Origin of the sequence: Pseudomonas quasicaspiana (assembly GCF_021147825.1) — a bacterium.
Taxonomy (GTDB): domain Bacteria; phylum Pseudomonadota; class Gammaproteobacteria; order Pseudomonadales; family Pseudomonadaceae; genus Aquipseudomonas; species Aquipseudomonas quasicaspiana.
In genome coordinates this window covers 144,370-168,293 of record NZ_JAGTPI010000002.1, presented here as the reverse complement: position 1 = coordinate 168,293, position 23,924 = coordinate 144,370, and the positions used below count along the sequence as shown (strand labels likewise).

Here is a 23,924-nt window from a genome sequence, read left to right as displayed (position 1 = left end):
ATAGGCGCTATAGCCAATAACTACGAATCGACTTCCGGGAACGACTTATACCCCACCTGATCCGAGCCAGACATGGAGGCTGAAATGCAGCACTCTTCATGACTGACTGTTAATTTGTAACAGAGTTCTTCAAACCTCAAGCAAATTTTTATACTTAACGAACCGCTCTGGTTCGCCGTTTATGCCAGCTATAACTGACTCAACGTTGCGCCGTGGCTGAAAGCTCGCCCAACGGCTCATGCAAACGCAGTAATCTGCCAGCGTTACCCAAGACCAACAGCGTGCTCAGGTTATGCAGAATCGCAGCGACCATCGCCCCCGCCGCGCCTAGCCAGCCAAACGCAGCCAGGGCCACAATCGCAAGCGTCCAACCCAGGCCGATGATGACGTTGACCTGCAGCGTGCGGCGGCACTGTCGGCTCAATCGAACACAGGTCCCCAGCCTTCGAAGATCACTGCCAATCAGCACGATGTCTGCCGACGCCAGCGCGATATCGGCACCACCTGCGCCCATGGCCACGCCTACTACGCCCGCTTTGAGGGCAAGGGAGTCGTTGATGCCGTCGCCCACCACCATAGGCCGGAAGCCGCGGCTGATTTCGGCCCGTACCCGGGTCAGTTTGTCCTCGGGCAAGGCTTGGGACTGCACGTCGGTGATGCCGACTTCCAGTGCCAGTGTGTTCGCCACGGCGTGCCGGTCGCCCGTCAACAGCAACTGTCTACCCAGGCCCAGTTCGCGTAATTCAGCCAGCGCGGCACGGGCTTCTGGCTTAAGCGTATCGGCCAGTAAAAGCCAACCGAGAAACACGCCGTCTAGTGCCAGACCGGCAATCGGACCATCGTGAATCGGGACAGCAGCAGTGGTAATACCTAATCGCTCGAACAACTCCGGACGGCCCAGTGCAGCAATGCCCAGCTCACTCGTCGCGATGACACCCAAGCCCTGAAGCTCGCGGATATCGCTGAGCGCCAACTGCTGATCCTTGGCAATCAGACTGGCCAGCGCGCGGCTGACCGGGTGACTGCTCGCGCTCCCCAGGCTTGCCGCCAACGGAAGTAGGTGCGGCGACTCCGGGCCAACGCTCTGCACAGAATCGATACGTAACGTGCCGAAAGTCAGGGTGCCGGTCTTGTCGACGACCAGCGACGTAAGGTCGGCCAGCTCTTCCAGAAAGGCCGAGCTGCGAATCAGAATCCCGTGCCTGGCCGCCACGGCAATGCCTGCAATGGCGGTAGCCGGAGCCGATAGCACCAGCGCGCAGGGACAAGCGGCAACCAGCACGGCGAGCATGGCCTGGGCATTATTCGTGATGAACCAGGTGACTGCGGCGATCAGCAACACCAGCACCATGTAGCTGCCCGCATAACGCTCCAGCAAGCGGGTGATCGGTGGCTTGGATCGTTCAGCGCTTTGCATCAGCGCGATCACCTTGCCCAACGTGGAATCCTGGCCGGTGCGCGTCACCTCGATACGCAGCAAACCGTCGAGGTTGATCGCCCCGCCGAAGACCTCAATCCCGGCCCTTGCCTCCAGCGGCACTGACTCGCCGGTGATCGGCGCAGTGTCCAGACTGGCCTGACCCGAGATTACCCGCCCATCAGCAGGCACACGATCGCCCGCACGCACTTCGACCTGATCGCCAGCGACAAGCGTCGAGTTGTCTACTTCCTCCACGCTGCCATCGGCCTTGATCAACCGTGCATGGCTGCGAGTCAGGCGGCCCAATGCCTGAATGGCTTCCTGAGAACCGATGACGCTGCGCTCTTCCAGCACATGGCCAAAGATCATGATGATCGGCAGCAACGCGGCCGTCATCAGGTCTCCGGTGGCCCAGGCACCCAGCATCGCCAACGCGATCAATTGATCGGTGACGCCATGCAGGCTGGGGTAACGCAGGCTGTGCCAACCGGCACTGACCACCGGAATTGCCACCAGCAGGGATGCCGCGCCCAACAAAAGCTGACTGACGCCATTCTGATCCGGCGCGACAAAACGCCAGATCAAGCCCAACCCCAGCAGCCCCAGGGCCAGCATCGCCAGGGTCAACTGTCGCGCAGCGCTGCGTTGTTCGGGGGGGCTGAGCATGCTTTGCGCCGAGGACGCTGCTACGGCTTCGTGAACGGCTTCGCCACTCATTGTTCTGCTCCCTGAATGATCAGGCGGGAATCGTCACGGGGATCGACGGTGGTCACGGAACCGGCCTGGCCGAGGATCTTTGGCACGCGTTCGCGATAGAGGCGCTGCAACAGACCGGGATCGCTCCCGGCGTGCATCGACTCGCTGAGGCTGGCTACCGTCGCCGTATCGGTGCGGGCTTTGGCCAGACGTTCAGATGCCTGGGCATGCGCCACTTGCAGGGTGCGGTCTGCCTGCTGATTGGCCGCTTGAATAGACTTTTCCGCGTCGTTTCGCGCATTTGCCACGGCCTGATCAGCGAGCTGGCTGGCAGTCAGAACCGAGTTGAAAGCGTTGATAGCTGCGCCGGGCAAACTCGATTGCACATCGACGCGGGTCACTTCGACGCCAATGCCGACGCCAGTCGCACTCAGCTCTGCAAGCCTCTGGTTGATACCGCGCACCAGATCGCCACGCAGGCGCTCACGTCTTTCGGCTGACTGGCTGTCGGCCGAAATCAGTTCAGGGCGCGCGACCAGAATCGTGTCCAGATCCCGCGCCGCCGTCAGGGCCACGGCACTGCGGTTGACGAGTCGGTCCAGCGCTGGCGCCACATGATCGCCCTGCAGAATGAAGGCATACGGATCGCTGACTTTGTAGTAAACGGTGACGTCCAGTTGCACCACCCCGGCGTCCCCGGTCAGCAGATAACCCGAACCGGCCAGCGCATCGCTCATCGGTGCAGCAAAGCTCGCAGCCTTGTCGGCCTGCACAGCCGCGAAAGAACGCAGCAGGGTTTCCACACGGCGCTCAATCACCCGGTCCGCAGACGGCAGCAACACCACCTGCTCAAACGGTTGCGGCCAGGCGGTCAGCAGTCCGGCGTTCTGAATCCGCTCCAATGCGCCCATGCGTAGCACCACGGCACGGTTCTGCGGATCAATCTGCCGCACGTTGGACACTGCCCAGGTCAGCGCGGCCAGAATCGTTACGCCATACAGAGCCAGGAACGCCAGACGGCTGGCCTGCATCCATGGATTATTCACGACCGGTCGTTGATTGCCTGACGCGTCGTGCTCACTCATGGTTGCGACCCGGCTTTGCCACTCGGCGCTGAGGAGCCATCCAGCTTGGGCGGGCCATCGACCAGCACCCGGAACGGAGCGGCATCGGTGCGCAGAATCAGTTTGGTGCCCGGGGTAACGATGGTCCCGAGCGTATCCAGTGAGCGCAACAGGTTATAGAGCTGTGGCGAACCGGCGTAGGCACGGCCATAGATTTGCGCAGCTTCGACCCGGGATTGAGCTTCGATATCGGCGGCCTTGACCGTGGCGTCTGCTTCAACGATCCGCGCATCACGCTCCGCTGCGGAGCGAATCTGCGCCGCTTCACGCTTGCCCACAGCAGTACGCTCAGTCGCAATGGTTTCGCGCTCGGCACGCATCCGGTCCACGGTTGCGTTGAGCGTCACCGATGGCAGGGTCAAACGCTCAACCCCGACCTGCAGCACACGCACGCCATAGGTGGTGAGCAATTGTTGATCAATCTGCTGACGCAGCTGGTTTTCGAATTCGCTGATCCGCACCTGGCTGGCATCAGTGTTCACCAGACTCGACAGATCAAAGCTGCTGGCCGTGGTTTCCAGCGCAGAGCCGACGAAGGTGCGGATTTGCCGCGCGGCTTCGTCCGGCTGATTTTGTACAGCTCGCATGAAGCGTTGCACGTTATCCGCATCACCCTGAACCTGCCAGGCGACGTAGGCCTGAACGATGATCCTAAGCCCGTCACGGGTGCCGACGTCCTGCAAACCGCTGGACGTGGTGCGCAAACGCAAGTCCACTGGTATTGCCGCCTCGAAAGGCGCAGGCCAGCGCCAGCTCAAACCCGGTTCCAGCAGCACCCGTGAAGGGTTACCGAAGCGCGTAATCACCGTCGCCTCGCCTGAGCGCACTTGCACCAGACTGGCCGCAGCCACGGCAAATGCGATCAGCAATGCAGCGAGCATCCCTCGACGCCACGGAAAGGCGGCCCCGGATGATTCGCCGTGATGGTGGTGACCGTGATGATGACCGTCATGGCCGTGGCCGCTGTGATCGTGACCGGCGTGATCGTGGTTATGAAACAGACTCAAGGGTCGACTCCTTACTGGACGGCTTTACGCGGCGCCGTTGGGTCTGCCGGTAGGGTGAAAGTACGCAGGTCAATGGTCGGCGCGTTGTTGGCGCCGCCCAGACGGTGATCGAGCACGAGCAGTTTCGAATGAGCCAGCCCTTGGCTGAGTTGCGTCAGGTACTGCTCCAGCAAGAACGCCTGACCCGCCTTGGCGTAGCCCTGCTGTTCGGCACTGAAACGCAACTGCGCCGCCTGGGCGTCAGCCATGACTTCCCGCGCGCTGGCGGTGGCTTTGTCATGGGTTTGGGTCGCGTTGAGTTGCGCCATATTCGACGTGCTGCTGGCAGCGCCCCGCTCCCGGGCGATAAGCGCCTGAGCACCAATCTGAGCGGCCTGAACCGCGTGGTAAGCGTTGGCGGCTCCGGCAGGCGGGTGAATCGCCTCAATCACCGTGGCGAGAATCTCAACGCCGCTGTTGAGTCGCTGCAAATCAGCCTGGATCGCGTTGCCGATTTCACGTGCCAGATCGGCGCGCTGTTCACCCAACAACTCGTCCAGCGTCCGCGAAGCAAAATCGTGCACCAGCACTCTGCTGGCTGTGCTGCGAATCAACATCGGCACATCAGCGCTGTTATAAGTGGCGGCCATGGCCGCTTCGTCAGTCAAACCGATGCGATACACCAGACGCACATCCATATTGACGATCTGAAAGCCCTGCTTGTCGCCCGCGCTGCTGGCGATCACCTGAGACTTTTCATTGATATGGCTGGCGTCCCACAAACGGTTAGTGCTGGCCGGTGCAGGTCCTTCTGCTGAATCAGGCACCGGAGCAGAGGTGACGCCGCTTGCCTGCGCAACGCTGGTGGCCAGTTCGTGAACCACGCCGTTTTCCACCCTCAATACCCGGCCAAATGGCCAGGGCAGACCACCGTGCAGTCCAGGCCCGAGCACCTCTACCGGCTTGCCGAACCGCTCGTAGATGCCCCGCCCTTGCATGGGGATTTCATGCACACCGCTGAGTGCCCAACCCAGCGCCATGACCACCGCCAGCACGGGCAGAAACGCCCGGCGCATGTAGGTGAAGGCCCAGATCTGCCGCAGGTCGATACCAAAGCGGTTATGTAATTCGTGCTGCAAGGCCTGCAGAGGTTGCGGCGGCCAGCGCAGCAAGCCTGCCACGAAACTGCTGGCCGTCAGCCGCGGCTCGACACGGGGATTACGTGGATTGAAGAGCGACAGCGCCGCGCGGATCAGCAGTTCAATGGCTACGAGGCCCGGCAATAATCCGCTCAACACCGCCAGCCGGGCCGTCCATGGACGTTCGACACTTGAGAAAAACAGACACACCGCACCAATCAGCAACACGGCAATCGCCACGCGAGTCATCTGCGCCAGTTGTGCCGCTTCCGGCCACTCGGCCTGCTCACCGCTGAACTGGCGCTCAAGGACCAGCAGGCCGAACGCCAATAACACCGCCGCGCTGCCAGCGACGCTGCCCATCCGGGAAAAGTCGCTGCCCGGTAGCGACAGGTCCCACACGGCGTCGAGACAAATCAGCGCCAGCAACGACCAACCGGCCAGCCAAAGCGTCGGTGCGCCAATCTGCGTCAACGTCGAGTGACCTAACCGACTGATGCGCCCAAGAAGCCGGTCGTACCAGCCGCTGTCCTCTGGCTCCAGAGTCTGCGGGGCGACGTGAGGCTCGCCGCCCTTGAACGCCAAAGCGCGCCATTGCGCGACGCCTTGGGCTGACTGCAATGCGGACGCCAACAGCAACAACGCGGCGGCAGCGTTGACCAGCACTGCTGGCCACAAAGTATTCGCCGCAAACAAGTCGGCGAACAGCGCCAGCATCAAACCGAAAATGCCAGCCCCACCCGTTATCCAGGTCAGGCGTTTTAACCGCGCCGCATGCACCGCAGCCCTTTGAAACCTGGGCAGGCCATTCAAGCCGCCGTGCTCAACATCCAGATCAACCCGCATCGACGCCCCAGAACTTACTGAATGTTGCTGCCATAGCCCGGCATTTGCGGCGGGCTGACCCACAGGATATGGCGTTACGATATAACAGCAACAATGAAATTTTTGTTAGATAGGACGCTGATCTTCAATGTGGGATCGGCTTCAGCCAGATTGCGGTATGCGAAGGTCTGACGTTGGCGACCGTACTGTTCTCTTTCTGGCTAAAGCCGGTCTCACGATGTCGCGCTTACAGAAGATCGCCAAACTGGTCGGTCGCTGTGGAAAAGTCCCTCAGATGAGACTTTTCGCGCAAAGATCAGCGGGCCATGATTATCGCGTTGTGGTTCACTAGAGCCGGGCGCGCCGTCGGGTTATCCACAGGCGCACAATTGACCTGCCGACAAGGATAGCTTCACGTTGATTTCGATCTATCAGCTCAAACCCCGTTTTCAAAATCTGCTGCGCCCATCAGTTCAGCGTCTCTATGACCGGGGCGTTACTGCCAATCAAGTCACCTTGAGCGCTTGCATCGTTTCTTTGTTGATCGGCGGGCTGGTAGCCGTATTCTCCGAACACCTGTGGGTGTTCGCGCTAATCCCCTTGTGGATGATTGTGCGCATGGCGTTAAACGCCATCGACGGGATGCTTGCCCGGGAGTTCGGCCAGCAATCGCGACTCGGCGCTTACCTCAATGAACTGACCGACGTCATCGCTGACAGTGCGCTATTCCTGCCATTCGCCTTGATCCCGGACGTCAGCCTCGGGCTGGTGCTGGTGGTGACGTTGGGAGCGATCTTCAGCGAATATGCAGGCGTGCTCGGGCCCATGATCGGCGCGTCCCGTCGCTATGACGGCCCAATGGGCAAGAGTGATCGTGCATTCGTGTTCGGTGTAATCGGTGCAGGCGTTGCCGTGGGCTGGCTCTCGGCCCTGTGGATAAACATCATCCTGGCGGTCGTCGGCGCACTGCTGGTTTACACCCTGGTCAATCGTGTTCGTCGCGGACTGGCGGAAGTTGCTGCGTCCAGTCCGGAAGATGTCGTCAACAACTCACAAGCATAAGGATCTAGGACATGCGTGTTGCTCAGGATCAGCGCTTCAGCACTCATGATGGCGTCGAACTTTTCTATCGCCATTGGCCAGCCACCGAGCAGGACCCATCGGTTCCGCGTCAGGCAGTGCTGCTGTTTCATCGCGGTCACGAGCATTCCGGACGCATCGCTCATCTGGTAGATGAACTGGATCTGCCAGGTTTCGATTTCTTCGCCTGGGACTCACGTGGTCATGGGCAATCGCCGGGCGCACGGGGTGACAGCCCGAGCTTCGCCACCAGTGTGCGCGACGTGCAAACCTTCGTTGATCACTTGAGCAGCACCTTCGACATTGCTGAAGAAAACATGGCAGTTGTCGCCCAGAGCGTAGGGGCCGTGATCGCAGCCACCTGGGCTCATGACTATGCACCGAAAATTCGTGCACTGGTGCTTGCGTCCCCGGCCTTCAAGGTCAAGTTGTACGTGCCCTTCGCCCGTCCGGGCCTGGCATTGCTGCGCAAATTCAAGGGCAACTTCTTCGTCAACAGCTACGTCAAGGCACGCTTCCTGAGCCATGACCCTCAGCGTATCGCGTCCTATGACAGTGATCCGCTGATCACCAAGGCGATATCGGTCAACGTTCTGCTGGGACTTTACGAAGCGGCTGATCGAGTCGTTGCCGACGCCGAGGCGATATCGATACCGACGCAACTGCTGATCTCCGGCGCAGACTTCGTGGTTCATCGCGGCCCGCAGGAGCGCTTCTTCGAACGACTGGGCAGCCTGCGCAAAGAGAAACACATCCTGCCGGGCTTCTTCCACGACACATTGGGGGAACGCGATCGTCACCTGGCTATTAGCCGGGCGCGACGTTTCATCCTGCAAAACTTCGAAGAGCCGATCTCACGACCCTCACTGCTGGACGCAGACCGGATAGGCGCCACCTGCGCTGAATCCGAAGCGCTGGCCGCACCTTTGCCCCACAACTCGTTGCGTGACCTTTATTGGCGAATGACACGCGCCAGCATGGGGCTGGGGGCGAAGTTATCCACAGGGGTAAAACTGGGCTTCGATACCGGCTTCGACTCCGGCAGTACGCTGGATTATGTTTATCGCAATCAGCCGAGTGGCACCTCTGCACTGGGCAAGGTGATTGACCAGAACTACCTGAACTCCATCGGCTGGCGCGGTATTCGCCAACGCAAGCTTAACGTGGAAGAACTGCTACGGCTGGCCATGTCGCAACTGCGCAACCAAGGCAAGCCGGTGCGTATTGTGGACATCGCCGCCGGACACGGGCGTTACATCCTGGAATCGCTGCAAGGGGTTGATCCGCTGCCGGAATCAATCCTGCTTCGCGATTACAGCGACATCAACGTGCGTGACGGCAGCGCGTTGATCGAGCAAAAGGGCCTTGGCCATATCGCCCGCTTCATCAAGGCGGATGCGTTCGACCGCAATGACCTGGCCGCACTGGACCCAAAGCCGACACTGGCCGTGGTTTCCGGTTTGTATGAGTTGTTTGCCAGCAATCAGATGGTCGGCGACTCATTGGCTGGTCTGGCAGCGGCCGTAGAGCCCGGCGGTTATCTGGTGTACACCGGTCAGCCATGGCACCCGCAACTGGAGTTGATCGCGCGCGCCCTGACCAGCCATCGGGAGGGACAAGCCTGGGTGATGCGTCGTCGCAGCCAATCGGAGATGGATCAACTGGTTGAAGCGGCAGGCTTTCGCAAGATCACCCAGCGTGTGGATGAATGGGGGATTTTCACTGTGTCCGTAGCGCAGCGCATCCAGTGAAGCCCCTGCGCGAGCCAGGCCTATGGAAGCGGGCCGTGGTGTGGCTGATATTTCTTGCACCATTTTTCTTCGCCAGCTACGGCTTTGCCACCTGGTACACCGCCCAACGTGCTGATGTCGGCACGTTGGTGTTTGGCTGGGAAAGGGATATGCCGTTTTGGGCGTGGACCATCATCCCCTACTGGTCCATTGACCTGCTTTACGGGTTTTCATTGCTGGCCTGTCTGACACGACGCGAGCTGGATACCCATGCGCTGCGCCTGTTCAGCGCGCAACTGATTGCAGTCAGTTGCTTCCTGCTCTGGCCTCTGCGCTTCACTTTCGAGCGTCCGGAGCTGGACGGGCTGTTTGGCTGGCTGTTCGCCGTCTTGGCAGGTTTTGACAAGCCGTTCAATCAAGCACCTTCGCTGCACATCGCGCTGCTGGTGGTGTTATGGGTCTGCTACGACCGCTATCTGCGTAACTTCCACGCAGGATGGCGATGGCTGCTGCACGGTTGGTTTGCGCTAATTGGCCTGTCAGTGCTGACCACTTGGCAACACCACTTCATCGACTTACCCACAGGCGCATTGGCCGGATGGTTCTGTGTCTGGCTATGGCCTGATCAGGGCCGCAGCCCAGCGTTGTCCACGAGGCTGAGCCATGATCCGCAACGGTTAAGACTCAGCGCGTATTACGCCGTGGGTGCCCTGTCCTGCGCAGCCTTGGCCTTGGTGCTTGCTGGTGGCTGGCTGTGGCTGATCTGGCCAGCGGTTTCGTTACTGTTGGTGGCGATCAATTACCTGCTGCTGGGCGCCAATGGCTTTCAGAAGCGCGAGAGCGGGAGCTTATCCCCAGCAGCACGCTGGCTATTCGCGCCTTACCTTGCAGGGGCGTGGATAAATTCAAGGTTGTGGACAAGATCACGTCCAGACCCCAGTTCGATTGTGGATAACGTCTGGCTGGGTCGATTACCTGCTCAATCCCAGCTTTTGCCGTTCACAGCGGTTGTGGATATGTGTGCCGAATTGCCGCTGAATACCGGTTCTCTTGGTTATCAGGCGGTGCCGGTGCTGGACCTGACCGTCCCCACTCTTGAGCAATGTCTGACAGCGGCTAGAGCAATTGAACGCTTGCGTCAGCGTGGCCCCGTACTGGTCTGTTGTGCGCTGGGCTACTCTCGTAGCGCCACAGCCGTCGCGGCATGGCTTCTACACACTGGACGCGCCGAGTCTGTGGATAACGCAGTGGCCATGCTCCGCGCTGCAGCGCCAAGAATTGTTTTGGGTGCCGGGCATACAGCGGTTTTGCACAGCACCACGCTTCCCTGACACTGCGCTGTTGCGAACTGAGACCTGTAGGTGCTCGTAAGATCCTACAGAAACGTTTTCAAAATCAGATAGTTGCAGTTTTTTTGAGAAGAGCGAGCTAGCTCGCGATGGCGTCAAACCGGCGCAGACTCACCTGAAGGCAAACAGAGATGTCCCATGAAATGCAGCTCCACGTGGTTGCCAGCCTGCTGCGTCGGGGTACGGCACTTGATAATTTGTCCACAGGGCTGACGCTGCTCAGTCTGGCCTTCGGCCTGATTCAGCTGTTGATAACCGGGGCTCAACCGTTCCTGTTGATACTCGCTGTATCGGGAGTGATTCTGGGTCTGCTGGAAAAGTACTACGCCATGCGCGTGGCATTTGACGCTGATCTGTTCCACGTCATAGCCAGCGATCCTCAGTGGCCAACAGATCGCACTGCCGCGCTGGATGATGCCTTGATCAAGCTAGGCCTGCAGCCTGTGGATAAAGCTGGCCGAGCGTGGTCAGTCCGCAGTCAGGGTGCGTTGCGGCTTCTGCGCCAGCAGCTTTTGTTTTTGGCCATTCAGTTATTGGTATTGCTGAGTGCCGTCGTTATTTTCCCTTGGTTGTCCTTCACCTCTTGAGGAAACGCCATGTTTGAACCCTTGGTCGCGACGCTGATTACAGCAGGCGCGCGCAGCATCACCGGTGCCCGCAGCCTGTGGCTCGGCAGCTCTCCAGAGCCGACACAGCGCATCTACTTCGCCAACCACAGCAGCCACGGCGATTTCGTCTTGCTCTGGGCTTCGCTGCCTCCAGCGCTGCGCAAGTTGACTCGCCCCGTTGCGGGCGCGGATTACTGGCAGAGCAGTCCTCTGCGCCGCTACATCATCAACGGTGTGTTCAATGGCGTGCTGGTGGACCGGCAGCGCAAGACGCCGGAAAGCAACCCGTTACAGCCCATGCTGGAAGCGCTGGAAAACGGTGATTCGCTGATCATCTTTCCGGAGGGCACCCGTAACCCTGAAGAGGGTCTGCTGCCGTTCAAAAGTGGGTTGTACCACTTGGCTAAAAGTTATCCACAGGCTGAGCTGGTGCCAGTGTGGATCGCCAACCTCAATCGTGTAATGCCAAAAGGGCGAATACTGCCACTGCCGTTGTTGTGTACCACCAGTTTCGGCGCGCCATTGCAGTTGGGCAGTGAAGAAAGCAAAGAACAGTTTCTGTCGCGCAGCCGTGAAGCGCTGCTGGCCTTGGCTCCGGAGCAGCTTTGATGGATAAGCAGACCCAAATGTTGTTCATGGGGATTGGCGCGATTCTGCTGCTGGCCTCGTTGATCGGCTACATCCTCAAACGCAAGGCTGGCGGCCCTAATTCGGTCATCGACAACCTGAACGCGCGGATCAACGCGTGGTGGGTGATGGTGATCGTCATCGGCATCGCCTTTTCGCTGGGATACACCGCTGTCATCCTGCTGTTCTACGCGGTGTCGTTCTATGCCCTGAGGGAGTTCCTGACCCTGACGCCGACCCGCAAAAGCGACTACCCGGCCTTAGTGGCAGCTTTCTACGTAGCCTTGCCATTGCAATACATCCTGATCTGGATGGATTGGTACGGGCTGTTCTCGATCTTTATTCCGGTTTACGTGTTCTTGCTGTTGCCGATCCTTGCCTCGCTGGGGGGCGACAGCAAACATTTCCTCGAGCGTGCATCGAAGGTCCAGTGGGGGCTGATGATCGCAGTGTTCTGCGTGTCCTACGTTCCTGCCCTGCTAACGCTGGATATCGCCGGGTACGAAGGCCGTAATCTGTTGCTGATCGCCTGGCTGGTGATCGTGGTGCAACTGTCGGATGTGTTGCAGTACGTCTGCGGCAAGCTCTTCGGTAAGCGCAAGATTGCGCCCAATCTGTCGCCCTCCAAGACCGTTGAAGGTTTTGTCGGAGGCATCGCACTTGCCTCGCTGATTGGCGGAGCATTGTTCTGGATTACTCCATTCAACCCGTGGCAGTCGATTCTGATCGCGCTGCTGATCAACTTGTTGGGTTTTGCCGGTGGCATCGTCATGTCCGCGATCAAGCGCGACCGTGGCGTCAAGGACTGGGGGCACATGATCGAAGGTCACGGCGGCATGCTCGATCGCCTCGACTCCGTGTGTTTTGCCGCGCCGATCTTCTTCCACCTCGTGCGGTACTGGTGGACGTGACGTGGCATGTCAGGCAACTAACTGATTTTTAATGCTTTTCTGTAGGAGCTCACGAGCACCGCCAGGCAGCGATGGCGGCCTGTCTGATACACCGCTATCGCGGCCTCGCGGTGCTCGTGCGCTCCTACAGATCCGTTTATTGCTGCGCGACGGCCGGGAGCTGCGCCTACAAAAAAGCTGCCGCTTGACGCTTACCCCCCTAAAAATTACAACCATAATTTAAAAGCCCGCTATCTTCTGGGCTTTACTTCCCGCATCTCGACTCAGGAGCAAAGGCTATGAGCAGTTATGACGTTGTGATTATCGGTGGCGGTCCGGGTGGCTATAACGCAGCCATTCGGGCCGGTCAGTTGGGGCTGAGCGTGGCTTGCGTCGAGGGCCGTGAGACGTTGGGTGGCACATGCCTGAACGTTGGCTGCATTCCTTCCAAGGCACTGCTGCATGCGTCGGAGCTGTACGAGTCGGCCGCGGGCGAGGAGTTCGCCAAGCTCGGTATCGAGGTCACACCTACGCTCAATCTTGCGCAGATGATGAAACAGAAAGGCGACAGCGTGGCGGCCCTGACCAAGGGCATCGAGTTTCTGTTTCGCAAGTACAAGGCAGAATGGATCAGAGGCTGGGGGCGCATTGCAGGTCCGGGCAAAGTGATCGTGACCGATGCACAGGGCGTGGAAACCGAGCTGCAAGCCAGGGACATCATCATCGCCACCGGGTCCGAGCCAACACCGCTGCCCGGTGTAGAGATCGACAACAAGCGCATTCTGGATTCCACCGGCGCGCTGTCTCTGGCTGAAGTGCCCAGGCATCTGGTCGTGATAGGCGCGGGGGTCATCGGCCTGGAGCTGGGATCAGTGTGGCGACGTCTCGGCGCGAAAGTCACGGTGGTGGAATATCTTGATCACGTTGCCCACGGCACGGATCTGGAAGCGGGCAAGACACTGCAACGTTCACTGTCGCGTCAGGGCATCACCTTCAAGCTCAGCTCAAAAGTCACGACCGCAACCACGACGGATAATGGGGTGAATCTCAGCGTGGAGCCCGCCGCCGGTGGCGAAGCCGAGTTGATCGAGGCCGATTACGTGCTGGTCTCCATTGGTCGGCGGCCTTTCACCAAAGGCCTGGGGCTGGAGACGGTCGGCCTTGAGGTCGACAAGCGCGGCATGCTTGAAAACAAAGGCCATCGAACCGCTGCCGAGCATGTCTGGGTGATCGGCGACGTCACCTCAGGTCCGATGCTTGCGCACAAGGCCGAAGACGAAGCAACGGTGTGTCTGGAGCGCATCGTCGGCAAGGCCGGTGAAGTGAATTACAACCTGATCCCCAACGTGATCTATACCCGCCCGGAGCTGGCCAGCGTCGGCAAGACCGAAGAACAACTCAAGGCGGATGGCCGCGCTTACAAGATCGGCAAGTTCCCGTTCAGCGCCAACAGCCGCTCCAAGGTCAACCACGAAACGGATGGCTTCGCGAAAGTCCTGGCCGATGAACGCACCGACGAAATTCTCGGCGTGCATCTTGTGGGGCCAAGCGTTAGCGAAATGATCGCCGAGTTCTGTGTCGCCATGGAGTTCGCTGCATCGTCCGAAGACATCGGGCTGATCAGCCACGCCCACCCTACCCGCTCCGAAGCCCTGCGCCAGGCGGCGATGAGCGTGATCGGGTTGCCGACGCAGTCGTAGTCTGGTGATACGCATGCCCCTGTGGGAGCTGGGCTTGCCCGCGATGGGTCAGATATCCGCGTTGTTCTTATCGCGGGCAAGCCCGGCTCCCACAGGAGGAATTGATGACGTCGGACCGGCTTCAACCGGGGAAGCGGGATTTCTGGCAAAGGACGTTTAGCGAATGTTTCGACGCTTTCCCGGCTGAAGCCGGTCCGACGGATTTACGCAGAACCTGTGGGAGCTGGGCTTGCCCGCGATGGGCTTGATGCGATGGGTCAGATATCTGCGGTGTCTTTATCGCGGGCAAGCCCGGCTCCCACAGGAGGAATGCGCCATCCAGAAACAATTCCGGCACATCTAAATCGTAATTATTTATGTTTTTTTCGAACCAGATGCTGTGTTTGTTATCTGTTGTCGGTACTTTGGCGTTCAGCAAGGAGTCGTAGCGCGCAAATTTTCTTGTGCAGGATGCACAGTACTCGTTAGGGGCTTCACCTTATGAATCGCAGGACTCTCCTGAAAGCATCCATGGCGCTGGCGGCCTATAGCAGCGTTCCGGCCTCAGGGCTTTTTGCTGCACGCGCGATGGCCGCCACGGCCGACGGCGAAATCGAACACTTCGACTTCGATGCACTGAAAGCCCATGCCAAGCAATTGGCTGGTCGGGGTTACGTCAGCAACAAGCAAGTACTGCCTCCTGTATTGGCAAACATGACACCGCAACAGTTCAACGCGATCAAATACGACGCTGGCCACTCCTTGTGGAACGAGCTTCATGGCCAACTGGACGTGCATTTCTTCCACGTCGGCATGGGCTTCAAAACGCCGGTGCGCATGTACAGCGTCAACCCGAAGACCAAAGAGTCCCGGGAAGTGCACTTCCGTCACGAACTGTTCAACTACGAGTCCAGCGGCATCGACAAATCGCTGGTCAAAGGTGACCTGGGCTTTGCCGGCTTCAAGCTGTTCAAGGCACCCGAAATCGCCATCAACGATGTGGTCTCGTTCCTCGGTGCCAGCTATTTCCGCGCAGTGGACAGCAACAGGCAATACGGCCTGTCAGCACGCGGCCTGGCCATTGATACCTACGCCAAGCGCCAGGAAGAATTCCCCGACTTCACCAAGTTCTGGTTCGAAACTCCGGACAAGAACGCCACGCGCTTTGTGGTCTACGCGCTGCTGGACTCACCGAGCTGCACGGGTGCCTACCGTTTTGATATCGATTGCCAGTCCGGCCAGGTGGTCATGGAGATCGATGCGAACATCAACGCGCGCACTGACATCGATCAGATGGGCATCTCGCCGATGACCAGCATGTTCAGTTGCGGTACTCACGAGCGCCGGATGTGCGACACGATTCACCCGCAAATCCATGACTCGGATCGCCTGGCCATGTGGCGTGGTAATGGTGAGTGGATCTGCCGCCCCCTGAACAACCCGCCCAGCCTGCAATTCAATGCCTTTGCTGACAAAGACCCGAAAGGTTTCGGCCTGGTGCAGACCGACCACGAATTTGCCAGCTATCAGGACACCGTTGACTGGTATCACCGCCGTCCAAGCCTCTGGGTAGAACCCACGACCCAGTGGGGCGAAGGCGCGGTCAATCTGGTGGAAATCGTCACCACCGGCGAGACCATGGACAACATCGTTGTGTTCTGGACGCCGAAGGACAAAATCAAAGCCGGGCAATCGGTCAATTACGGCTACAAGCTGTATTGGGCACCGCTGCCACCAGTGCGCACGCCATTGGCGCAAGTGCATGCCACTCGTTCCGGCATGGGCGGTTTCACCGAAGGCTGGGCACCGGGCGAGCATTACCCGAAGTTCTGGGCCCGACGTTTCGCTGTGGACTTCAACGGCGGCGGCCTGGAAAACCTGCCGGAAGGCACCGCTATCGAGCCTATCGTGACCGTCTCGCACGGCAAGCTGCAGGAATTCAACATCCTCGTGCTGCCGGACATCAAAGGCTATCGGATCATTTTCGACTGGCTGCCAGACAGCGACTCGGTCGAACCTGTGCAGATGCGTATGTACATCAAGACTCAGGACCGAACGCTCAGCGAAACCTGGCTGTACCAGTATTTCCCGCCCGCGCCTGACAAGCGTAAGTACCCGGCGTAGCCTGAACTGATGAAGAGGTGCATTGCAGCAATGCTGCATGCACCTCCGCATCACGATCGGCGAATACGCCAATATTTAATGTCCATTAAATTCATTACGTTACCGATGGTTAAAATACCTGCCTGTCGGATCGCGCTCAAATATTGACGAATTGATTGACAGTTCTGCGAACTCAGGCTGATATAGCCCCTGTCCTTTCTGATTTCCCCCTCCCTGTTTTCCTGTCGCGTTGACCATTCCCCATGGTTGATAAGCGGTAGCGTGGATGATGCTTTTCCCCAAGTGCTCTCCCTTTAACTACTGCATCCCCACTGAATTGAAATGCGATTTCCCGTGGGAGCGAATTCATTCGCGAAGGGGCCCGACCTGAAAAGCAGCTGTGCCTGGCACTACCCTTTCGCGAATGAATTCGCTCCCACGGGCCGGTGTTCGCAAGCTTCTTACGTGGCAACCCAATTCTCAATCAGCATTCCCGAGGCAGAAAACATGATGTTGAACTCTGCGAAAGGCCGCGACGCTCGCTCGTCGATTCTGGCCTTCAACAAATCGACGGCAGTGGTATGGATTGCCATCAGCCTGATCCTGATCGAGACCTTTTCCGGTGCGCTGCGCTTTTACTTCGACAAGGCAGGCATCGGGCCTCTGTTGTATGTGCCGAAAATTGCCTGCCTGGTGATGTTTGCCCTGGAGCTGCGTGATTACAAAGCCGGAAGGGTGGTCTGGCTGAGCTTGCTGCTGTTGGTGGTTTCCAGCGTACTGGCGATGCTTCACGGAGCCAGCTTGAACAATGTGGCTTTCGCTTTGTTTGGCATCAGTCCGCTGCTGTTCGGGATGGTCTGCAGCGAACATCTGGTCCATCGACGCAGATTGTTTTTATGGGTGATTGGCCTGTGTCTGGGGGCATCGCTGGTGGGCATCGCGCTGGACAAATTCACCTCGGTGCCGTGGAAGGGCTACAGCTACAGCATCGGCGACGCCGAGCTGAGCGCTAACACCTCATGGACTACGGATACCGAAGACCGCATCGCCGGGTTCGCCCGGGTATCCAACATCCTGTCGATCCTGATCGCCATCTACACGCTATACCTGCTCATGCTGCTGCGCTCACGGCTTCTGTGGCTGCTGTTGAGCCCGGTGGCGCTGTACGCCATCGTCTTGACCACCAGCAAAGCGCCCGCCGCAGCCTTCGCGTTGACCCTGGTGTTATTGCTGATCAGCCGCATGCGCTGGACGACGCGAATTGCCTGCGTCATGACGGTATTTGCGGGGATGCTGCTGCCGGTGCTGGGCATGCTCTATGACTTTGATCTGCACACCATCAGCAGTAGCAACTCGGCACTGGGCACCTTGTATGACCGCTTGATCAACACCTGGCCCAATGTCGCTTACGCCGTCAGCAAAGAAGGCTGGAGCCTCACCGGTGCAGGCTTCGGCATGTTCGGTGGCGCCGCTTCAATGTTCCCGGTTCCCGGTGGCGAGATGCTGGCCGGTTCGGACAGCAGCGCCATGTACCTGTGGGCGATGCTCGGGCTGGGCGGCGTGCTGCTGTACCTGATGCAGATTCCCTTGTTTTTCAAGCTGACCGATGACGCCAGCCATGTCGGTAGAGCATTGCTGGCGATCACCTTCTGCTGCTGCATGATCGGCTGGACCACCGACATGTTTGAAGTGACCGTTGCCAATCTGTTCCTGGGCCTGGCGATAGGTCATGCACTGTCTGACAAACTTCTCGATAGTCGACGAACCCCGAGACTGCAGGAGTTTTACCTGTCGCCCTCACCGACGGTGTACTGACCATGGCGGGCAAAGGATTTGCCGCCGCACTGGCCTGTATGACCTGGCTGACCTGCACTGCGATGCAGGCCCAAGAGGCTTTTATTCTGGGCATCAGCACCCACCTGATGAACTTCGACGCCTCGTCGAAGCCCGCATTGGAACTGGCTGCCAAGGCTGGATTCAGCGCCGTCAAAGACGACGTTTTCTGGTCGACCGCAGAGCCTAAGCCCAATCAGTGGCGCATCATCGCGCCGTGGCGGGACTACCTGAGCACGGCCACCCACTTGAATCTGAACAGGCTGACGATTCTGGACTACAGCACGGCCTTTCATGACAACGCCAAACCGCGCACGCCGACGGTCAAGGCGGGTTACCTGGACTACGTGAATTACGTCACCGGCCAACTGGGCAACAAAGTCGATTTCTACGAGATCTGGAACGAGTGGGACCTTGAAGCCCCCAAAGACCCGCAACTCAGTGCGGATTACGCCACGCTGGTCCGTGAAGCCGTACCGGTGATCCGCAAGAACACCACTCAGGTTAACGGCACTCCGGCCAAAATCCTCGCGGGCTCGGTGACACCTGAAGGCATGGACGGTGGCTTCGCTGATCGGCTGATCGACGCAGGCATGCTAGACCTCGTTGACGGGTTATCGATTCATCCTTATGCCCACTGCGCCGCCGACGGGCGCAACAACCCGGAAAGCTGGGTGCAATGGCTGCGCGATTATGAACAACACGTTCGCACCAGGGCCGGGCGCATCGTGCCGATCTACATCACGGAAATGGCCTGGCCCAGCCATAAGGGTCCATGCGGGAATACCCAACAAACCCAGGCGGCATATTTGGCGCAGATTCTGTTTTTCACCCGCACCGTCCCGAACATCAAAGGCCTTTGGTGGTATGACCTGATCAACGACGGGCCAGACAGAACCGACCAAGAGCATAACTTCGGCCTGCTCAATCAGGACCTGTCACCCAAGCCAGCTTATGGGATGGTCAAAGCCATCGCCGACGTGATCAGGCATTTCACCTGGGACGCGCAGGCCAGCACTCAATCTGCCGACGCCTACCAACTGCACTTCGACAGGGGTGATGAACATGTCATTGCCGCCTGGAATGTCGGCGGGCCACGCCTGGAGCAGATCACCACCCAGCGCCCACTGAGAGGCCCGGTCATGTTCGTCGACACGGCGGACCCGGCCAAAGGGCAAGTATCCGGCGAGGCCTTCTGGCACTGTCAGGACGGCAGTTGTGCTGTTCCCGTCACCCTCACCCGCTTTCCGAAAATCATCAGCCTGAACTCCGAGACAGTAGCGCCCCAACGCCCCTGATCTCACGTCCTGCCCCCAGACCGGATGACGTAACGCAATGGACTTCAGAAAAGACATCAATGGACTGCGCGCCATCGCGGTGATCGCCGTGCTGCTTTACCACTTCAATCCCGACTGGTTACCCGGCGGGTTTGCGGGTGTGGATATCTTCTTCGTGATCTCCGGCTACCTGATCACGGGCATCATCCTGCGCAGCCTGCATGCGGGAAACTTCGGCCTGCTGACGTTCTATGCATCCCGAGCCCGACGGATAGTCCCCGCGCTTGCGGCGCTGTGCTTCGTGCTCCTGTTGGCGGGCTGGTTCTACTTGCTGCCGCAGGACTACAGCGAACTGGGCAAACACATCGCTGCCAGCCTGGGTTTCGTATCGAACTTCATTTACTGGTTCGAAGCCGGATACTTCACTCCGGGCGCCCACGAGAAATGGTTGCTGCACACGTGGTCGCTGTCGGTGGAGTGGCAGTTCTACATGATCTACCCGCTGGTATTGCTGGCGTTGAGCCGAGTGATTGCCTTGCACCGTCTGCGCTGGCTGATCCTGATCGCCTGTATGGGCGGGTTTGGCTTTTGTGTCTTCGCGTCATTCAAATGGCCAGAGCCGTCGTTCTATCTGCTGCCGACACGCGCCTGGGAGCTGCTGGTCGGCGCTGCCGCCTGTGCGTTCCCCATCAAGCTCCAGACATCGCATCAACGCGCTCTGGAGCTCGTTGGGCTGGGGCTGATGCTGGCGAGTTTCCTTGTCCTCTCCGAAAAGGACGTATGGCCGGGTTATCTGGCGTTGCTACCGGTGCTGGGTACCCTGGCCGTGATCATTGCGGCGCGACAAGACTCGTTCCTGACCGCCAACCGATTCTCACAATGGACCGGCAAACTGTCTTATTCGCTGTACCTCTGGCACTGGCCGGTGGTGGTGTTCATGAGTTACTCGGGTTATCTGGGCGAAACGTCCAGCCTGGTGCTGGGCATACTCTGCGCCTTTGGCCTGGGCATGGCGTCTTATCATCTGATTGAAAAATCCCCCTCAGCAGTTTTCGGAAAACGACGCTGGAGGTTCGCCACTGTCAGCGCGTTGATCGGCTCGGTATTTGTCGCCGCAGGGGCGGTAAATGCTACGGAAGGTGCGGTTTCGGCACTGCGCTCGGTGAGCATTTCCGACAAGGCGCGCTTTGTTCAGGATTACGCCAATCGGCAGAAGAATCTGTATGAAACCTACTGGCTCAAATGCGACGCCTTTTCAGCATTCACCGAGCGCGGCCTGTCCGCCATTGATCCGTCCTGCACAGAGAAACGCGGGCACGGTGGGGTCTTTCTGTGGGGCGACTCTCATGCCCAGGCATTGTCCCTGGGTTTACGAACCTTGCTGGCACACGACATACCGTTCTATCAGGTCGCTTCGGCCGGCTGCAAACCCAGCCTGACTCAGGACAATGGACGCGCCACCGCGCCACGCCTGACCTGCAACTATTCCAACCGGACCGCGCTGCAAAGTATTCGCGAGCTGCGCCCGGATGTCGTGGTGATCGCCCAGAAGGATCAGCACGACAAAACCCGCTGGAATGACATCGCCACTCGCCTCAAGCGTTACGGGGTCAAACACATCGTCCTGCTGGGCCCGTTACCGCAATGGAGCCCTTCCCTGCCAAGTGTCATCGCCAACCGGCACTGGAAGCAGAACGAATCGCACATCAGCGACCCGGCTCTGGATCAGAGCGTCATGGCCGCTGACCGGGCAACCCACGGCCAGATTGATCCTGAGGCGATCGACTTTGTATCACTGATCGACAAACTCTGTATCGCTAACGCTTGTCTGGTGCGGCTGCAGGATGATTCGCTGCTGCAAATCGACTCCGGGCACCTCAGTGAAGAAGGCTCGCTATACATCGTGAAAAACTTTGTTCTGCCGGAGCTGAGCAAGCAGATTACTCAATAGCCGCCTGTGCAAAACCAGCCCGCCTGACCCCGATCAGCGCGGGCTTTTTTGCGTGTTACGAAAATCTTCACGTGACCGCCACGTTTGGCTGCTAACTTGGGCTCAGGCCATTTTGCACGGAGGCAGAGTCGAGCATGTTTTTACGCAACCTGTGTCATGGAATATTACTGACGGCGTTAGTCCTGACCAATGCAGCGCACGCAGAGGTTTACCAGGCTGGAGGCACCCAATGGCGGCCATTCAGCTATGAAGACAAGCAAGGCAATCTGCGCGGCATATCCACCGACATCGTCCGCCGCGTTCTGCAGCAAGCCAATATCGAGGCGCAGTTCGTTTCTTACCCGGTCAATCGGCTGCAAGCCATGCTCGGCAGGGACGAACTTGATATGAACTACGCCGACTCGGTGCAGTGGAACAGCCCCGAAGAACTTCAACATTTTGTGTTTTCCGAACCCTACCTGCGCGTCAAGGAACACCTCTACGTGCTCAAAGGGAGCCCCGCCGCCAAAGTCCCTGTGGATAAGTTACGTGGCCTGACTATCGGCACCGTCCGGGGCTATACCTACCTGACCATGGACCCGTCCTTTGCGGACAAGCACCTGGTCGAACTGGAAACCTCGGAAGACCCTGCTCTGCTTAAACTGCTACTGGCAAGACGCGTTGACGCCATCGCAATGGTCGATGATCTGTTCGATTACCTCGTCGCAGAACAAGGCATGGACCCGAATCTGTTCGAGCGTGGCGCGAGCCTCAGCGATTCTGCGATCAGCATCAAGTTACAGCCGGAACTTGTCACCCTGCTTCCGGGTATAAATAAAGCAATTCAAGCAATGATCAAGAGCGGCGAAGTGACTCGGATTCGCACGTCATACCTCTCTTCTCGTGCAGCAGACGGCTGCCATTCTGAAGCCGTAACCTGTTGAAATTCCGAAACGATCACCAAATCCGAATTAAGTTCAAATGTCCAAATTTATCAAGGACATAGCTTTAAACAATTCATGAACGGCAAGACTCGTCTTTACGCTAAGGCTCTCAGAACAACCAAAAACAGAGAGAGACCTGTGATGCCCATACCTCGCTTCCACGTCGCAGTGAGTCTGATCGGAGCAAGCCTGATGGCAAGCTCCGCAGCCTACGCTGACAACCTGACCCGTGATAATGGCGCCCCTGTTGGCGACAATCAGAATTCCCAAACCGCGGGTGCGACCGGCCCGGTCCTGTTGCAGGACGTACAACTGCTGCAAAAACTCCAGCGCTTTGATCGCGAACGCATCCCTGAGCGCGTTGTGCACGCGCGCGGCACTGGTGTCCACGGGGAGTTCGTTGCGTCAGAAGGTGCATCTGACCTGAGCAAAGCCAAAGTCTTCAGCAAAGGTGAACACACACCGGTATTCGTGCGGTTCTCCTCGGTGGTACACGGCAATCACTCGCCGGAAACCCTGCGTGACCCGCGCGGTTTTGCAACCAAGTTCTACACCGCAGACGGCAACTGGGACCTGGTCGGCAACAACTTCCCGACGTTCTTCATTCGTGATGCCATCAAGTTCCCGGACATGGTGCATGCGTTCAAACCTGACCCGCGCACCAACCTGGATGACGACTCGCGCCGTTTCGATTTCTTCTCCCACGTGCCGGAAGCTACTCGCACTCTGACCTTGCTGTACTCCAACGAAGGCACTCCCGCCAGCTATCGCACCATGGATGGCAACGGCGTTCACGCTTACAAACTGGTGAATGCCAAAGGCGAAGTGAACTACGTGAAGTTTCACTGGAAAAGCCTGCAAGGCCTGAAAAACCTTGATCCAAAACAGGTTGCCGAAGTCCAGTCCAAAGATTACAGCCACCTCACCAATGATCTGGTGGATGCGATCAAAAAAGGGGATTTCCCGAAATGGGACCTCTACGTTCAGGTGATCAAACCTGAAGACCTGGCCAAGTTTGATTTTGACCCACTGGATGCCACCAAAATCTGGCCGGACGTTCCAGAACGCAAAATTGGTCAAATGGTCCTGAACAAGAATGTGGATAACTTCTTCCAGGAAACCGAACAGGTCGCAATGGCTCCAGCCAACGTCGTGCCGGGCATTGAGCCTTCGGAAGACCGCCTGCTGCAGGGCCGCGTGTTCTCCTATGCAGATACTCAGCTCTACCGCGTCGGCACTAACGTCTTCAGCCTGCCGATCAACGCGCCAAAGGTTAAGGTCAACAACGGCAATCAGGACGGTTCGCTGAACAGCGGCAACACCACAACCGGCGTCAACTATGAGCCAAGCCGCCTCAACCCGCGCCCTGCTGTTGAGGCCGCTCGCTACAGCCAGCTACCGCTGTCAGGCACCACGCAACAAGCGAAGATTCAGCGCGAGCAGAACTTCAAGCAAGCGGGCGACCTGTATCGTTCGTACAGCAAAAAAGACCAGCAGGACTTGATCCAGAGTTTTGGTGAGTCGCTGGCCACCACCGATACCGAAAGCAAAAACATCATGCTTTCGTTCCTCTACAAGGCTGATCCGGAATACGGCACTGGCGTGACCAAAGTTGCCAAGGGCGACTTGGACAAGGTCAAGCAACTCGCTGCCGCACTGAAGGACTGATCAACACCTCGCTCGC

Annotated in this window: 17 protein-coding genes; 13 read left to right on the top strand and 4 right to left on the bottom strand. The window is 58.6% G+C overall.

All coding sequences use genetic code 11. From position 1 onward, the window contains the following. Window positions 1–199: 199 nt before the first annotated feature. The 4 genes from KDX30_RS02775 to hflK (KDX30_RS02760) are packed head-to-tail and all read right to left on the bottom strand — an operon-like array spanning window position 200 to window position 6,211. Window positions 200–2,137: a cation-translocating P-type ATPase gene (locus KDX30_RS02775; protein ID WP_231674905.1), complete on the bottom strand. Its 1,938-nt coding sequence runs from the start codon at window positions 2,135–2,137 to the stop codon at window positions 200–202. After that, window positions 2,134–3,201, bottom strand: a complete 1,068-nt coding sequence (hflK, locus tag KDX30_RS02770) for a protease modulator HflK (RefSeq protein WP_231674904.1) — start codon at window positions 3,199–3,201, stop codon at window positions 2,134–2,136. The genes KDX30_RS02775 and hflK (KDX30_RS02770) overlap by 4 nt, the downstream gene beginning before the upstream one ends. After that, a complete protein-coding gene (gene hflC / locus KDX30_RS02765; RefSeq protein WP_122398218.1) occupies window positions 3,198–4,247 on the bottom strand; it encodes a protease modulator HflC in 1,050 nt (349 codons plus the stop codon). Before hflC ends, hflK (KDX30_RS02770) begins: the two co-directional genes overlap by 4 nt. 11 nt (window positions 4,248–4,258) lie before the next feature. After that, window positions 4,259–6,211, bottom strand: a complete 1,953-nt coding sequence (gene hflK / locus KDX30_RS02760; protein WP_231674903.1) for a protease modulator HflK — start codon at window positions 6,209–6,211, stop codon at window positions 4,259–4,261. A gap of 396 nt (window positions 6,212–6,607) precedes the next feature. On the opposite strand from hflK (KDX30_RS02760), the gene KDX30_RS02755 reads away from it, so the two are divergent. The 13 genes from KDX30_RS02755 (at window position 6,608) to katB (ending at window position 23,908) form a co-directional block, all read left to right on the top strand. Beyond that, window positions 6,608–7,252 (top strand): CDP-alcohol phosphatidyltransferase family protein, encoded by a 645-nt coding sequence (locus tag KDX30_RS02755; RefSeq protein WP_231674902.1) that lies wholly within the window; start codon window positions 6,608–6,610, stop codon window positions 7,250–7,252. Window positions 7,253–7,263: 11 nt separating this feature from the next. Continuing rightward, window positions 7,264–9,021, top strand: a complete 1,758-nt coding sequence (locus KDX30_RS02750) for a bifunctional alpha/beta hydrolase/class I SAM-dependent methyltransferase (RefSeq protein WP_231674901.1) — start codon at window positions 7,264–7,266, stop codon at window positions 9,019–9,021. Further along, window positions 8,979–10,331 (top strand): phosphatase PAP2/dual specificity phosphatase family protein, encoded by a 1,353-nt coding sequence (locus KDX30_RS02745; protein WP_264760180.1) that lies wholly within the window; start codon window positions 8,979–8,981, stop codon window positions 10,329–10,331. The genes KDX30_RS02750 and KDX30_RS02745 overlap by 43 nt, the downstream gene beginning before the upstream one ends. A 149-nt stretch (window positions 10,332–10,480) precedes the next feature. After that, window positions 10,481–10,936, top strand: a complete 456-nt coding sequence (locus tag KDX30_RS02740; RefSeq protein ID WP_231674899.1) for a hypothetical protein — start codon at window positions 10,481–10,483, stop codon at window positions 10,934–10,936. A 9-nt stretch (window positions 10,937–10,945) separates the two neighbouring features. Then, window positions 10,946–11,566, top strand: coding sequence for a lysophospholipid acyltransferase family protein (locus KDX30_RS02735; RefSeq protein WP_099270147.1), 621 nt, complete (start codon window positions 10,946–10,948; stop codon window positions 11,564–11,566). Beyond that, entirely contained in the window at window positions 11,566–12,495 is a 930-nt protein-coding gene (locus KDX30_RS02730; protein ID WP_027902502.1) for a phosphatidate cytidylyltransferase, read from the top strand. Before KDX30_RS02735 ends, KDX30_RS02730 begins: the two co-directional genes overlap by 1 nt. 278 nt (window positions 12,496–12,773) lie before the next feature. Next, a complete protein-coding gene (gene lpdA, locus KDX30_RS02725; protein ID WP_231674898.1) occupies window positions 12,774–14,174 on the top strand; it encodes a dihydrolipoyl dehydrogenase in 1,401 nt (466 codons plus the stop codon). A 480-nt stretch (window positions 14,175–14,654) separates the two neighbouring features. Continuing rightward, complete coding sequence (locus tag KDX30_RS02720) at window positions 14,655–16,277, top strand: glucan biosynthesis protein D (protein ID WP_231674897.1); 1,623 nt, start codon at window positions 14,655–14,657, stop codon at window positions 16,275–16,277. A gap of 486 nt (window positions 16,278–16,763) precedes the next feature. Continuing rightward, window positions 16,764–18,071: a hypothetical protein gene (locus KDX30_RS02715; RefSeq protein WP_231674896.1), complete on the top strand. Its 1,308-nt coding sequence runs from the start codon at window positions 16,764–16,766 to the stop codon at window positions 18,069–18,071. 2 nt (window positions 18,072–18,073) lie between these two features. Then, entirely contained in the window at window positions 18,074–19,387 is a 1,314-nt protein-coding gene (locus KDX30_RS02710; protein ID WP_231674895.1) for a hypothetical protein, read from the top strand. Between the two features lie 37 nt (window positions 19,388–19,424). Next, window positions 19,425–21,317: an acyltransferase family protein gene (locus KDX30_RS02705; RefSeq protein WP_231674894.1), complete on the top strand. Its 1,893-nt coding sequence runs from the start codon at window positions 19,425–19,427 to the stop codon at window positions 21,315–21,317. Window positions 21,318–21,451: 134 nt separating this feature from the next. Then, complete coding sequence (locus tag KDX30_RS02700; protein ID WP_231674893.1) at window positions 21,452–22,240, top strand: substrate-binding periplasmic protein; 789 nt, start codon at window positions 21,452–21,454, stop codon at window positions 22,238–22,240. 141 nt (window positions 22,241–22,381) lie between these two features. Beyond that, on the top strand, window positions 22,382–23,908 hold the full coding sequence (gene katB, locus KDX30_RS02695; protein WP_099270154.1) for a catalase KatB: 1,527 nt from the start codon (window positions 22,382–22,384) through the stop codon (window positions 23,906–23,908). The last annotated feature ends 16 nt before the right edge of the window (window positions 23,909–23,924 follow it).